The organism is Enhydrobacter aerosaccus (genome assembly GCF_900167455.1).
GTDB classification, from domain to species: domain Bacteria; phylum Pseudomonadota; class Alphaproteobacteria; order Reyranellales; family Reyranellaceae; genus Reyranella; species Reyranella aerosaccus.
In genome coordinates this window covers 1,444,667-1,457,598 of sequence record NZ_FUWJ01000001.1, presented here as the reverse complement: position 1 = coordinate 1,457,598, position 12,932 = coordinate 1,444,667, and the positions used below count along the sequence as shown (strand labels likewise).

The following is a 12,932-nucleotide window of genomic DNA, read 5'->3' as shown; positions in this document are numbered from 1 at the left end:
GCGTCCCACCGGGCGGGGACGGCCTTGATGTCGATGCTGCCTGGGTTTCAGGCCTGTTGTCCCGCCTGTCCCCGGTGTCCCGGCCGTCCCAGATATCCGGCCGCAATTATCTTGGACGTCATCGCCAAGGGGCCTCGATAGCCGCACGTCTCCGCGCACAACGTTTGGGAGAAGTGCCATGCACGACATCGATGCCTTCGTGCGCCGCTATATCACTATCTGGAACGAGCCCGACGCCCATATCCGTCGGCAGGCCGTTCTCGCCTTGTGGCAAGACGATGCGCGCCATGTCGCCCGCACCATCGAGGCGGTGGGTCATGCCGGGATCGAGAGCCGCGTGGCCAACACCTACGAGAAGTGGGTGCGGGAAAAGGGCAATGTCTTCCGCCTCCGGGACGGCGTGGACGGCCACCACGATACCGTCAAGCTGCGCTGGGAAATGCTGCCAGCCTCCGGCGGCGAGGTGATTTCGGTCGGCTTCGACTTCCTCGTCCTGGGCGGGGACGGCCGTATCCGGACAGGCTATCAGTTCATCGAGGCGTGACGGCGTATTTCTTCAGGTCGTCGAGGGAGACGATTTGCAATGTCACCGCGTGGGTCGCCTCGAGGACGACTTGCGGCGCGTGGCCCGCGTCGAACGCCTCCTTCCAGCGCATGGCGCACAGACACCACCGGTCTCCGGGCCGGAGACCGGCGAAGCCGTATTCCGGAAGAGGCGTGCTGAGATCGTTTCCCCGCGCCTTGGAGAAGGCCAGAAATTCCGCCGTCATGACCGCGCAAACGGTGTGCACGCCGGCATCCTCGCGGCCCGTGTTGCAGCAGCCGTCGCGGTAGAAGCCGGTCAGTGGAGCGGCCGAGCAGGGCGTCAGGGGCCCACCCAGGACATTGAGGGAGGGGGCCCGTCCATGCCCGCCATCTTCGGGTGTTTGATCGAACATGACGCACTCTACCATCCGGAAATTGGGCTTTCGAGCCGGGCTGACCACTGGTAGATAACGCCCGTCAAATGCTTGCGGCGGGGCGTAGCGCAGTCTGGTAGCGCGTCTGCCTTGGGCGCAGAAGGTCGTCGGTTCGAATCCGGCCGCCCCGACCACCCTGCTGCAGGTAAATGGCCAGGAGAACGGAGTCCATGAAGGTTCGCATTTTGAAGCCGGCCAAGTCGGCCATGCAGTCGGGATTGGCGAACACGAAGGAATGGCTGCTGGAGAGCGAGCCATCCCCCAAGCAGATGGACCTGCTGATGGGGTGGACAGGCTCCCGAGACACCATGCAGCAGATTCAGCTCTGGTTTCCGACCCTGGAAGAGGCAAAGGCGCACGCGGAGCGCAACGGCTGGCAGTATACGGTGGAACAGCCGAACGCGCGCCAGGTTCGACCCAAGGCCTATGCCGATAATTTTGCCTACACCCGCGTCGGCCGTTGGACGCACTGAGCCTGCACGGGTTCCGTCGGCCGGGGCCTATAGGGGCTGTCTCGTGTATTCTGATCGCACGACCCCGTAGCTCAACTGGATAGAGCACCTGCCTTCTAAGCAGGATGTTGCGTGTTCGAGTCACGCCGGGGTCGCCATTCATTACAGGGAGCAATGGCATGAAGATGCGAGCGGCCAGGCTCCGCAATCTATTCCTGCTCATCGCCATTTTTGCGTCGATCGCGGCTCTCGGCAGCTGGCAGAATGCGCAGAATATGCGCCGGGTCCTCACCGACGGATACCGTGCCGTCGTCCAGGTGACCGGTGCGCAGTATCAACGGCTATCGCCGATCGCCATCGAGGGCTGGAGACCGCGCTTCGTCGAGCAGAGCCTGTCGGTCAATCTCAAATGGGACGGGAAGGACGGCAAGAGCCACGAATACCGCAACGTTCCCATAACCGAGGCTTTTGCCGGGACGATCGTTTCCGGCAACGAGGTCAAGCTCGCGATCCTGCCGGCGAAGGTTCTCGACGACGAGCTCGCCGTTCCGGTGATCGAAGGCGATGCCCGTGCTCGATTCTCTTCCCTGCAGGACTGGTTGCGGGGCTCGATCTACGTGGCCTTTGCGTCGTGGCTGGCATTCGGGGCGATGACGGTTTGGCTTGCGCAGACGCGCCGAACAATGGCGGGAGGCGCTTCCGCTGCAGGAAAGACAGCGGAATTCCCGACGCGCCTGGTGTTGCCGGGCCTCGCCGCTCTTCTTGTCGGGGCAGTTCTCACGATCCAGGCATGGGCTGTCGTGGACGAGGCCGGTCAGACGCCGGAAGCGGGCAATGAGATAGTTGCCGAAATAACCAACGCGACAACGTTGTCCTCTGGCCCGGGAGCGGGGAAGCATGTCGTGCAGCTCTCCTGGAAGGATGCGAGGGGCGGGGTCCATCATTTTGGGCCGGTGACGGTCAGTGACGCCTTCTGGAACAAGATCACCGAAAACGGCCAGCTGACGACGCGCCAGACGCGCATTCGGTCCGAAGGAGAGGGCATCGATGCGCGCCCCATCATCGTTGATGACGTTCAGGGACCCGGCTGGCAAGGCAAGGTCGTCCTTGGCATTGGCCTGCTGTTGATGGCGGCCGGGGCCGTTTGCCTCGCGTGGGCCGTTCGAATCATTCGCAGAGCAGCTTGATCTCATAAATTGTGAAAAAGAAGATGCGAATCATTCTCACTCATAGTATTGGGATGAGAGTGAGACGCAATTGCGTCCATTGGAACTTCTTTTTCGGGGTCAAGAGTGAAGCGTCACATTTCCGCCAAAACCGCCCTTGTCGGCCTCCTGGTTGCACCTGTTGCTCTTCCTCAGGAGGCAAGCGCTCAACAGACACCGGCGCCTGGCAATCCGCCACCGCCCCCCAATGCCGACAACAAGCCGGCCGACCCCAATAACGCGCCGGCAGCGACCATGAGCCCCGTCACGGTGGTGGCGCCGCGGCCCAGTCAGGACTTCACGCCGCCACCGGTTTCCCTCGGCCGAGTAGGCGACAACGTCCAGGACATCCCGCAGTCGATCGTCATCATCAACAAGGCGCTGATGCAATCGCAGGGCGCCACTTCGCTGCAGAGCGCGATCAAGAACGTGCCCGGCGTCACCATCGGTGCCGCGGAGGGCGGAAGCATTGGCAACAACTTCAACCTGAACGGCTTCTCGGCCCGCACGGACCTGTACCTGGACGGCATGCGCGATCCCGCGCAGTACTACCGCGACACCTTCGACCTCGAACAGATCGAGATCCTGATGGGGCCGGCGTCGATGCTGTTCGGTCGCGGCTCGACCGGCGGTGTCATCAATCAGGTGCTCAAGAAGCCGTCGATGCGCAAGTTCACGGATCTGAGCCAGTCCGTCACGTCGAACGGCCTCGTCCGCAGCACGGCCGACATCAACCTGCCGGTCGGCGAGGATGCGGCGGTGCGCGTGCCCTTCATGTTCCAGGTCGGCAAGACGAGCACCCGGAACCAGACCGAAGTCCTCGATTTCGGCTTTGCACCTTCCTACAAGTTCGGCATCGGCACGCCGACCGAAGTGACCCTGTATTCCCTGTTGCAGCGGAACCACGATCACGTCGATTACGGCGTGCCGCCGCTGAACGGCTGGCCGGCCAACGTCAGTCCGAACAACGCCTACGGCTATTCCAGCGACTACACCGACTCGAACATCGCCATGGTGGGGGCGACGGTCGAGCACAAGTTCAACAAGGACGTGAGGATCCGCAACCAGACGCAGGTCAATTATGTCTCGACCTACGTGGTCGAGACGGCGCCGAACGCCATCGGCACGATCAACTCGGCGGGGGTGTTCACTCAGGTCACCTATTATCCGGGCGCGGCGCAGAATCTGTGGGTCCGGCAACAGAGCCACGATCGCAATATCATCGATCTCACGATCGACAATCAGACCGAGTTCCAGGCGAAGTTCGATACCGGGCCGGTCAAACACGATTTCCTCGCTGGCATGGAAATCGGCTACGAGAGCTACCGGAACCAGAACTACACCAGAACCGGAACCTGCGGCAGCACGACATTCACGGCCAGCTATACCGGCTGTACGTCGCTGCTTTATCCGTCGGGCGGCAATTCATATCTGCCGGAAGTGGCCACCAATCTCGCGACCTCCCAGGCCAACTGGGTCGGAATCTACGGCAACGACAACATACAGTTGCTGCCATGGTTCAAGCTGGTCGGCGGCGTGCGCCAGGACATCTACACCGCGCAGATCGGCAACTCCGTCAACAGTGCGAATACGGCCGGCAACACCACCGTTCCCTATCAGCAGCAGACGGTGACATTTACGAGCGTCAGAACCGGTCCGATCATCGAGCCGACCCCTGAACAGAGCTACTATTTCTCCTACAGCACCTCGTTCAACCCGTCGCTCGAACAGCTGACATCGACCACCGGTTCCTCGATCCTTCCGCCCACTACGAACGAGGCTTTCGAAGTTGGCGCCAAGTATGACCTTCTGAAGAAGAACCTGTCGCTGACTGGCGCGCTGTTCCAGATCACGCAATACAATGCACGGTCGCCGAACGGTGACGGCACCTATTCGGCAACCGGCAACATCCGCGTCAAGGGAGCCCGGATCGGCGTGGCCGGCCGCATCACGGAAGACTGGCAGGTGTTCGGTGGCTACACCTACCTTGATGGCCGCATCATCAACGGCATCGGCTCAGGCACCGCCGGCAACGTTCCCCTGAACACGCCGCGCGACTCGGCAACGCTGTGGTCCACCTACACCTTCGCCAAGAAGTACGAGATCGGCGGTGGTCCTACCTATATCGGGCAGCGATATGCCAACAACACCAACACCGTCACCGTGCCCGGCTTCGTGCGCTGGGATGCGACCGCAGCCTACAAGCTGGAGAAGTACGACGTCCGACTGAACGTCTTCAATATCGGCAACGTGCTCTACTACGATCAGGTGATCGCGTCCGACGGCGGCCGTGCCGTCCCGGGCTCCGGCCTGACGGCGATGCTGACGTTCAACGTTCATCTGTAAGTGCGGACGAACATCGATGCTTGTCTGCATTCAAAACGTCCTGGACGCCGCGCAGCTCGTCAGCCTGCGGGAACGTCTCGACAGGGCCGACGCTGCCTGGGTGGATGGACGCGTGACCGCCGGCTATCAGGGGGCTCCAGTCAAGTTCAACGAGCAGATCGACGAACAATCGGAAGTCGCGCTGGCCTGCCAGCGGATCGTCGTCTCGGCGCTGGAGCGCAATCCGCTGTTCATCAGCGCGGTGCTTCCGAACGTCATCTATCCGCCGATGTTCAACCGGTACGGTGTCGGGATGAAGTTCGGGGCCCATGTCGATGGCAGCGTGCGCCTTCATCCCCACAACGGCCGCAAGATCAGGACCGACGTCTCGACCACGCTGTTCCTGACCAATCCCGACGATTACGACGGCGGCGAGCTGCAGATCGAGGATACTTATGGCCGGCACAGCGTGAAGCTGGCCGCCGGCGACATGGTCGTCTATCCGGCGACGAGCCTTCACCAGGTCGCGCCCATCAGCCGCGGAACGCGCGTCTCGTGCTTCTTCTGGACCCAGAGTCTGATCCGGGACGATAGCCGACGCACAACACTCTACGAGATGGATGGCGCGATCCAGCGTCTCAACCAGACCGGAGCGGACGAAGCGGCACGCCGGACACTGATCGGCTGCTATCACAACCTTGTGCGCGAATGGAGCGAGACGTGACGGTGCAGGTTTCGGCGGCGGTTCCGGGTATGCGCAGGACCAATCGTCGCGCCGTGTTCGTGCGTTGGGTGCGACGCACGCACGGCTGGTTCGGGCTGTGGGGCGCTCTGCTCGGACTGGTATTCGGCTTGAGCGGTGTCTGGCTGAACCACCGCGCGGTGCTGAAGCTGGACTTGCCGGCGCAGAAGGTCTCCAACGCGCAGATCCAGCTGCCGGTCGCCACGCCTGAAAATGTCGATGCCCTGGTCGAGTGGCTTGCCGAGCGGCTGAAGATGGATGCTGCCGCCAAGAACATTCGCATCGAGAAAGCGCGTCCGGTCCCGTGGAGCGGGAAGAAGGGCGACAGGGACGGCGATGGCGCACCGTTGATGCAGCCGGAGCGCTGGAGCTTTGCGCTGGGCGGCCCCAACCATCTCGTGCAGGTCGAGTACTGGGTCGGAAACAAGTCGGTCAACGTGCGGACGATGGAGAACGGCTTCATCGCCACCCTGACCAACCTCCACAAAGGCGTGGCAATGCCGATTCCCTGGATCCTTCTGGTCGATACGCTCGCCGGCAGCCTGATTTTCCTGTCGCTGAGCGGTGTGATCCTGTGGTGGGAGACAAATCGTCGCCGTCATCTCGGCATTGCCATTTTCGGGGTGTCTGTGGTTGTTACCGTCGGGGTGGCCCTGTGGCCGCTCCACGTCTGACCGAGTCCGATGACCACCATACACGAGCCATCTGTTACGTTATCGTGTTACGATGACGAACTACCCTACCAGCGCGAACCGCTCTCGCCGGCGGCTCGTAGCGGGTTGCTGGCGCTTGTGGTTTTCTTTCATGTCGGTTGTGGGTGGGCGCTGACGGAGATCCCCACGCCAAAGTTGATGGCAGGGGAGGCGTCTCCGATGGAGGTGCGCATGGTTGCCGATGAGTCGGCCGCGCCCGATACGCAGGTGAGCGTCGCACCGCCGGACGACACGCCGCCGCCGGACATGCAACCGGAGATGAACTCCATCATCCAGCCGCCGCCGCCCGATCTGCCGCCGCCGGTCTTCCCGGTGCAGGCGCCGCCACCGCCGCCGCCGCAACCCAAGCCGAAGCCGCCGACGCCCGCTCCCAAGCCGGCACCGGTGCATCCGAGCCCCAAGCCCGCGCAGCCTGCGCAGGAGGCGAGTGCGCCGGCGGCCAGCCAGAGCCAGCCGGGACCGGCGACCGCCGCGGCCGCCCCTAAGACGGTGGGCGTATCGCAGGTGGCGTTTCTCGTGAGACCCGCACCGGTCTATCCGAGGCGGTCGGTCCGCGACAACGAACAAGGCACGGTGATGATCCGCGTCCTGATCGATCCGGCCGGTCGGCCCGGCCAGGTGTCGTTGCAGACGTCCTCCGGCTTTCCGGCGCTCGACGAGTCGGCCATCAGTGCGGTTCGCGCGGCGCAGTTTCGTCCCTACAGCGAGGGCGGCGTGCCGCAGGCGGTGTGGGTTCTGGTTCCCGTCACATTCTCGTTGAAGTAGCAGAGGTCCGCATGGGTGACACACAAGCCTTGGGCTTTGCCCACTTCCTGGCCGATTCGGATCTGGTCATCCGCTGCCTGTTGGTGATCCTGGTCCTGATGTCGGCGATATCCTGGTACCTGATCATCATGAAGGGGATCAGCCAGAGCATCCGGTCGAGCCGCAGCCGGCGCTTCCTGAATTTCTTCTGGAGCGCCAGTTCCCTCGAAGCGGTGCAGAACGAGCTGACCACGCACGGCGTGCACGAGCCCTTCGGCCATCTCACGGCACATTCCCTTCATGCGCAGGCCCACCATGAGAAGTTCGGCGGGGCTAAGTTGGAGGAGGCGGGCAGTCAGCAGGAGTTCCTGACCCGGACCATCAAGAAGGTGCTCGACGAGGAGACGACCTCGCTCGAGAACGGGCTCACGGTGCTGGCGACTATTGGCGCCACCGCGCCCTTCGTCGGCCTGTTCGGCACGGTGTGGGGCGTCTACCACGCCCTGGTGGCGATCGGACTGACTGGATCCGGTTCCCTCGACAAGGTTGCGGGCCCGGTCGGCGAAGCCCTGATCATGACAGGCATCGGCCTTGCCGTGGCGCTGCCCGCCGTCATGGGCTTCAACTGGCTGACGCGCTCCAATCGCGTGCTGTCGGCGAAGCTCGACGCCTTTGCCTTCGAACTGCTGACCTTCCTGCTGATGGGGCGGGCGCTGCAGGCCTCGTCGCAGGGCCGCGCCGTCAAGCCCGGCAACGTTTCGCTGACCGCGGTCCAGTAGGAGAGACGCCATGGCCTTCGGCAGCCTCGACCGCAAATCCTCCTCGCAACCCATGGCCGAGATCAACATGGTGCCGTTGATCGACGTCGTCCTGGTGCTGCTGGTGATCTTCATCGTCACGGCACCGTTGCTGACGCACGCGGTGCCGCTCGACCTTCCCAAGGCGACGTCAAACCCCGAAGTGCAGAAGCCGGACAAGGTGGAGTTCGCGATCGACGCCAACGGCAGCCTGTTCTGGAACGGCGAACGGCTGACGCGCGAGGATGCCGCCACGCGCTTCACGCAGGAAGGGCAGAAGCGGCCGCAGCCGGAAATCTTCCTGCGCGCCGACCAGAACGTACCTTACCGCTATGTCGCCGAGATGCTGGCCGACGCCGCCAAGGCCGGTCTCAGCAAGGTCGCCTTCGTTTCGGAACCGGCAAAGTAGAAGTTGCCGGGCGGCCGCGCGGCCGCCCGACTTTCCTTCAGTTGTACTTCTTGAGCTCGAGGCGCGCGATTTGCGCCCGATGGACCTCATCGGGACCGTCAGCGAAGCGCAGCGACCGTGCCCCGGCATAGACCTTCGCCAGGCCGAAATCGTCCGACATGCCAGCCGCCCCGTGCAGCTGCATCGACATGTCGACAACGCGGGTCAGCATGTTGGGCACCGCCACCTTGATCATGGCGATCTCGGCGCGCGCCACCTTGTTGCCCACGGTATCCATCATGTAGGCGGCCTTGAAGACCAGGAGGCGGGCCTGCTCGATCGCGATACGCGCCTCGGCGATGCGCTCGAGCGTCACGCCCTGCTCGGACAGCGGCTTGCCGAAGGCAACGCGGCTCTTGGCGCGGCGGCACATGTCCTCCAGGGCCCGTTCGGCCATGCCGATCGACCGCATGCAGTGGTGGATGCGGCCCGGTCCCAATCGGCCCTGCGCGATCTCGAACCCGCGGCCTTCACCGAGCAGGATATTCGAGCGGGGCACGCGGACGTTGTCGAACAGCACCTCGGCGTGGCCGTTCGGCGCATCGTCGTAGCCGAACACGGTGAGCGGTCGAACGACCTTGACGCCCGGCGTCTCCATCGGAACCAGCACCATCGACTGCTGGCGATAGCGATCTGGATGGCGCGGATCGGTCTTGCCCATGAAGATCGCGATCTTGCAGCGCGGGTCGGGGGCGCCGGTCGTCCACCACTTGCGGCCGTTGATCACATAGTCATCGCCATCGCGCACGATGCTGCTCTCGATGTTGGTGGCATCCGAGGAGGCGACCGCCGGTTCGGTCATGGCGAAGCAGGAGCGGATACGGCCCTCGAGCAGGGGCTTCAGCCATTGCGCCTTCTGCTCCTCCGTCCCGTACTGGTCGATGGTCTCCATGTTGCCGGTATCGGGCGCGGCGCAGTTGAACGCTTCGGGGGCGATGGGCGAGCGGCCCATGATCTCGCAAAGCGGGGCATATTCGAGGTTGGTCAGCCCCGGACCGTTCTTGGAGTGGGCGAGGAATAGGTTCCACAGCCCTTGCTCACGCGCCTTGGCTTTCAATTCTTCCATGACAACCGACGGCTTCCAGCGATCGCCGGACTCCACCTCGGCCGCATAGCGCGCTTCGTTGGGATAGATATGGCGATCCATGAAGGCCTGCAGCTTCTCCTGCAGGGCGGCGACCTTGGCGTTGGGGGCGAAATACATGGCGAACTCCTGTGCTCCGCCATTCCATATGCCCATCGAGTACATTGGAAAATTGAATGATATGCATGATAATTCATCGACATGATCAATCTATCGCGCATCGACCTCAATCTGCTGGTGGTGCTGGACACCATCATCGCCGAAGGCGGCGTCGGGCATGCCGCCCGCAAGCTCAACCTTACGCAGCCCACCATCAGCCATGCCCTGGCGCGGCTGAGGGATCTGTTCGGTGATCCGCTGTTCGTGCGGCGGGGCCGGACGCTGGTGCCGACCGCCCTGACGCGCAGCCTGGGCGGACCACTGCGGACCGCTCTCAATACGGTGTCCGGGGTGCTGGCCGTTGGAGGTCGTTTCGATCCTCGGCAGACGGCGGCGACGTTCACGGTCGCCATGCGCGATCCCATGGAACTGGTCGTTCTGCCGAAACTGGCGCGCCGGCTCGAGAGCACGGCGCCGCACGTCGAGGTTCGTTCGATTCAGGCCCGCCGCCGGAACCTGGAAGAGGCCCTGGCCGATGGAACGCTCGACGTCGCGATCGACGTACCGCTGCCGCTCTCCGATCGCGTCCGCCGCCAGAAGGTCGGATCCGACGGCTTTGTCGTCGTCGCGCGCCGAGGACATCCGGCCGTCGGCAAGCGGTTGACGCTTGCGCGTTACCTCGACCTGCAGCACGTCATGGTGACATCACGCCGGCAAGGGCCGGCGCCCGAAGATCTGGCCTTGGGGCAGCTCGGCAAACACCGCCGCGTGCGGTTGCGCTGCCGAAGCTATGCCGCTGCCTTCCGGGTCGTCGAACAGAGCGACCTGGTGCTCACCATGCCCGAACGCCACGCCGGACTGCTCAGTACGGCCACCAAGACGCGACTCCATCCCATGCCGATCGCGATGCCGACGCTCGACGTCTATCTGTATTGGCACGAGACCATGGACGCCGATCCGGCCAATCTCTGGCTGCGTGGGGAAATGCTGCTGGCGCTGCGCCGCAAACTCCTCAGCTCCGCGAACCGGCCAAAGTGATCGTCGCCACGCCCGCTCCGACGAGCAGGGTGCCGCCGGTCTTGTTGACGATGCCGATGGCGCGCGGATTGGCGACGAAGCGCCGGGCCTTGCTGGCGACCAGCGCATAGGAAAAGGCGTTGGCGAAAGCCAGGAACAGGAACGTCGCCTCGAAGATCAGCATCTGCGTCAGGAAATCGGCCTCGGCATCGAGGAAGGCGGGCAGGAAGGCGACAAAGAAGGTGATGCTCTTGGGATTCAGGGCAGTGACCAGCCAGGCGTGGCCCAGCATCTTGGCGCCCGACGCCGCATCCGAGCGGGGCGTGGCATTCAGGGCACCACCGGCCCGCCAAAGCTTGATGCCGAGCCACACGAGATAGGCGCCGCCGATCCATTTAAGGATCGTGAACAACGTCGCCGATGCGGCCAGCAGGGCACCGAGACCCAGCATCGACAAGGTCATTGCGGTGAAATCGCCGAGGGCGACACCGATCGCCATGGGAAGCGCCGTCCGCCAGCCCTGGCCCAGCGCATAGGAAACGACCAGGAGCACCGTCGGCCCCGGGATGAGGACCAGGATCGTGGAAGCCGCCGCGAAGGCCAGCCAAGTCTCGAACGCCATCTCTTTCCTCCCGACTGAGGAGGAGGATCAAGCCACAACGGGCGCGACGGGTCAGCCCGATTTTGCCGTCTTGCCGCCGTCGAGCACCATCTGGGCGCCGGTCATGAACGGATGTTCGTCCGATGCGAGGGTGAGCGCGAAGGCGGCGACTTCCTCCGGCGTCGCCAGGCGACCGATCCCCGGAACGTTGCTGCGGACCCACTGGTTGAGGCCGACCCGCCAGACGGCGTCCGGAACGTCCTCCATGCCGGCGGCCTTGCGCAGGAAGTCTGTGTCGGTGGTCCCCGGGATCAGCGCATTGATGCGGATGCCCTGCTGCGCATAGTCCAGTGCGGCGGACTGTACCAGCCCGACCAGGCCGCGCTTGCTCGCGGTATAGGCGGAGCGCTTCGCCTGCGTCGAGATGGCGTTCGAGGACGAGGTGACCACGATCGTGCCGCCGCCCGCGGCCAGCAGGTGGGGGATCTCGTATTTCATGGCGAGGAACACACCGCGCAGGTTGGTGTTGTTGACGCGGTCCCATTCCTCCGAACTGTATTCGTGCAGCGGCTTCTCGACGGTGACGCCGGCATTGTTGAAGGCGACGTTGAGGGCGCCGTAGGCGGCCACCGTCTTGTCGATGAAGGCCTTGACCTCGTCCTCGATGAGGACATCCGCCTTGATATACAGCGCCTCGCCGCCAGCCTCTTTGATCGAGCGCTCGACCTCGGCACCGAGTTCGGTGCGTCGACCACAGAAGGCGACCTTGCCGCCCTCGGCGGCAAAGGCGATGGCCGCGGCCCGCCCGATGCCGGATGTTGCGCCGGTGATCGCAACGACCTTGCGCTCGAAGCGGCGCAGGCCGGGCCGGGGTGGAAGCGGGGGTGACTTGGGCGGTAAGGCGAGGCTGACACCGGCCGCGAGACCGACGGCGAGCCCGGCCGTGGCGCTGACGGTGGCCGATCCCAGGATGCGACGGCGACCCGGATTTCGAGGAGATGCTTCCGACATGGCGACCTCCAATTTTGACAATGACTAGATTTGATAGCATAAACTAGACGCTGGCAAGTTACATTTGCAGACCTTGACAGCCACACGGCCCCGTGGCCGATGGCCTCATGGTTCGGCCACAATCGTCGAAGCCTTATCACCACGGCGAACTGCGCGAGGCGCTGGTATCAGCCGGTCGCCGGTTGCTCGAGGAACGGGGCATACGCGGTTTCACGCTGCGCGAGTGTGCCCGTCGGGCGTCGGTCTCCCATGCCGCCCCGGCCCATCATTTCGCGTCGCTGGACGATCTCCTGGCCGAGATCGCGACTCGCGGCTACCAGGAACTCACGGCCGCGATGGAGTCGGAAGCCCAAAGGGTCGCCGACAATGCGGCCGCTCGTCTGGTGGCGCATGGCGTCGGCTACATGGCCTTTGCCGCCGCCAACCCGGTGCTGTTCCAGCTCATGTTCAGCCGCGAGGCCAACCGCTTCGAGACACCGAACCTGTTCGCCGCGGCCAAGGCCGCCTACCATCTCGTCGTGGCAGCCGTCGGCGCCGTCATTCCCAAAGCGCCGGCCGAGGTCAAGCAGCGCATGGTCGACTTCACCTGGGCCTCGATCCACGGCTTCATCACCCTCGTGCTCGAGGGCCAGATCGGCGAGGGCGACACACCCCGCGCGCTGAAGTCGCGTGGCATGGCGATGCTGGCGGCCGTGGTCGAAACCGTGGTGCGGACGGGCGGCGATCCCTAGGCGA

Annotated in this window: 15 protein-coding genes and 2 tRNA genes; 13 read left to right on the top strand and 4 right to left on the bottom strand. The window is 64.0% G+C overall.

Going from position 1 to position 12,932, the window contains the following annotated elements:
* Nucleotides 1-178: 178 nt before the first annotated feature.
* Nucleotides 179-544, top strand: coding sequence for a hypothetical protein (locus B5D62_RS06885; protein ID WP_085933022.1), 366 nt, complete (start codon nucleotides 179-181; stop codon nucleotides 542-544).
* Here the strand turns inward: B5D62_RS06885 and B5D62_RS06880 are convergent.
* A complete protein-coding gene (locus B5D62_RS06880; RefSeq protein ID WP_170920810.1) occupies nucleotides 531-938 on the bottom strand; it encodes a DUF2237 family protein in 408 nt (135 codons plus the stop codon). The genes B5D62_RS06885 and B5D62_RS06880 overlap by 14 nt on opposite strands.
* Nucleotides 939-1,016: 78 nt before the next feature.
* Between B5D62_RS06880 and B5D62_RS06875 the strand changes: the two genes are divergently transcribed.
* The 10 genes from B5D62_RS06875 (at nucleotide 1,017) to B5D62_RS06830 (ending at nucleotide 8,346) form a co-directional block, all read left to right on the top strand.
* Nucleotides 1,017-1,093: transfer RNA gene (locus B5D62_RS06875), tRNA-Pro, on the top strand.
* Between the two features lie 36 nt (nucleotides 1,094-1,129).
* Nucleotides 1,130-1,432 (top strand): ETC complex I subunit, encoded by a 303-nt coding sequence (locus tag B5D62_RS06870; RefSeq protein ID WP_085933020.1) that lies wholly within the window; start codon nucleotides 1,130-1,132, stop codon nucleotides 1,430-1,432.
* Nucleotides 1,433-1,492: 60 nt separating this feature from the next.
* Nucleotides 1,493-1,569, top strand: a tRNA-Arg gene (locus B5D62_RS06865).
* A gap of 21 nt (nucleotides 1,570-1,590) precedes the next feature.
* Nucleotides 1,591-2,598: a hypothetical protein gene (locus B5D62_RS06860; RefSeq protein WP_085933019.1), complete on the top strand. Its 1,008-nt coding sequence runs from the start codon at nucleotides 1,591-1,593 to the stop codon at nucleotides 2,596-2,598.
* 105 nt (nucleotides 2,599-2,703) lie between these two features.
* Nucleotides 2,704-4,962, top strand: coding sequence for a TonB-dependent receptor (locus tag B5D62_RS06855; RefSeq protein ID WP_218190962.1), 2,259 nt, complete (start codon nucleotides 2,704-2,706; stop codon nucleotides 4,960-4,962).
* Nucleotides 4,963-4,978: 16 nt separating this feature from the next.
* On the top strand, nucleotides 4,979-5,665 hold the full coding sequence (locus B5D62_RS06850) for a Fe2+-dependent dioxygenase (protein ID WP_085933018.1): 687 nt from the start codon (nucleotides 4,979-4,981) through the stop codon (nucleotides 5,663-5,665).
* The gene (locus tag B5D62_RS06845) at nucleotides 5,662-6,357 is read left to right on the top strand and encodes a PepSY-associated TM helix domain-containing protein (RefSeq protein WP_170920809.1); all 696 of its coding nucleotides are present in this window, start codon (nucleotides 5,662-5,664) and stop codon (nucleotides 6,355-6,357) included. The genes B5D62_RS06850 and B5D62_RS06845 overlap by 4 nt, the downstream gene beginning before the upstream one ends.
* Before the next feature lie 210 nt (nucleotides 6,358-6,567).
* Nucleotides 6,568-7,161 carry an energy transducer TonB gene (locus B5D62_RS06840; protein WP_139373742.1) on the top strand — a complete coding sequence of 198 codons (594 nt, stop codon included), beginning with the start codon at nucleotides 6,568-6,570 and terminating at the stop codon, nucleotides 7,159-7,161.
* A gap of 11 nt (nucleotides 7,162-7,172) precedes the next feature.
* A complete protein-coding gene (locus B5D62_RS06835) occupies nucleotides 7,173-7,919 on the top strand; it encodes a MotA/TolQ/ExbB proton channel family protein (protein WP_085933015.1) in 747 nt (248 codons plus the stop codon).
* Nucleotides 7,920-7,929: 10 nt separating this feature from the next.
* Entirely contained in the window at nucleotides 7,930-8,346 is a 417-nt protein-coding gene (locus tag B5D62_RS06830; RefSeq protein WP_085933014.1) for an ExbD/TolR family protein, read from the top strand.
* A gap of 37 nt (nucleotides 8,347-8,383) precedes the next feature.
* Here B5D62_RS06830 and B5D62_RS06825 read toward each other — a convergent pair whose 3' ends face one another.
* Nucleotides 8,384-9,589, bottom strand: coding sequence for an acyl-CoA dehydrogenase family protein (locus B5D62_RS06825; protein WP_085933556.1), 1,206 nt, complete (start codon nucleotides 9,587-9,589; stop codon nucleotides 8,384-8,386).
* Between the two features lie 81 nt (nucleotides 9,590-9,670).
* Between B5D62_RS06825 and B5D62_RS06820 the strand changes: the two genes are divergently transcribed.
* The gene (locus B5D62_RS06820; protein ID WP_218190961.1) at nucleotides 9,671-10,606 is read left to right on the top strand and encodes a LysR family transcriptional regulator; all 936 of its coding nucleotides are present in this window, start codon (nucleotides 9,671-9,673) and stop codon (nucleotides 10,604-10,606) included.
* Here the strand turns inward: B5D62_RS06820 and B5D62_RS06815 are convergent.
* Together B5D62_RS06815 and B5D62_RS06810 are read right to left on the bottom strand one after the other, a co-directional pair.
* Complete coding sequence (locus tag B5D62_RS06815; protein ID WP_085933013.1) at nucleotides 10,581-11,207, bottom strand: LysE family translocator; 627 nt, start codon at nucleotides 11,205-11,207, stop codon at nucleotides 10,581-10,583. The genes B5D62_RS06820 and B5D62_RS06815 overlap by 26 nt on opposite strands.
* A 51-nt stretch (nucleotides 11,208-11,258) precedes the next feature.
* Complete coding sequence (locus tag B5D62_RS06810) at nucleotides 11,259-12,197, bottom strand: SDR family NAD(P)-dependent oxidoreductase (protein WP_085933012.1); 939 nt, start codon at nucleotides 12,195-12,197, stop codon at nucleotides 11,259-11,261.
* 107 nt (nucleotides 12,198-12,304) lie between these two features.
* On the opposite strand from B5D62_RS06810, the gene B5D62_RS06805 reads away from it, so the two are divergent.
* A complete protein-coding gene (locus B5D62_RS06805) occupies nucleotides 12,305-12,928 on the top strand; it encodes a TetR/AcrR family transcriptional regulator (RefSeq protein ID WP_085933011.1) in 624 nt (207 codons plus the stop codon).
* Nucleotides 12,929-12,932: the final 4 nt, after the last annotated feature.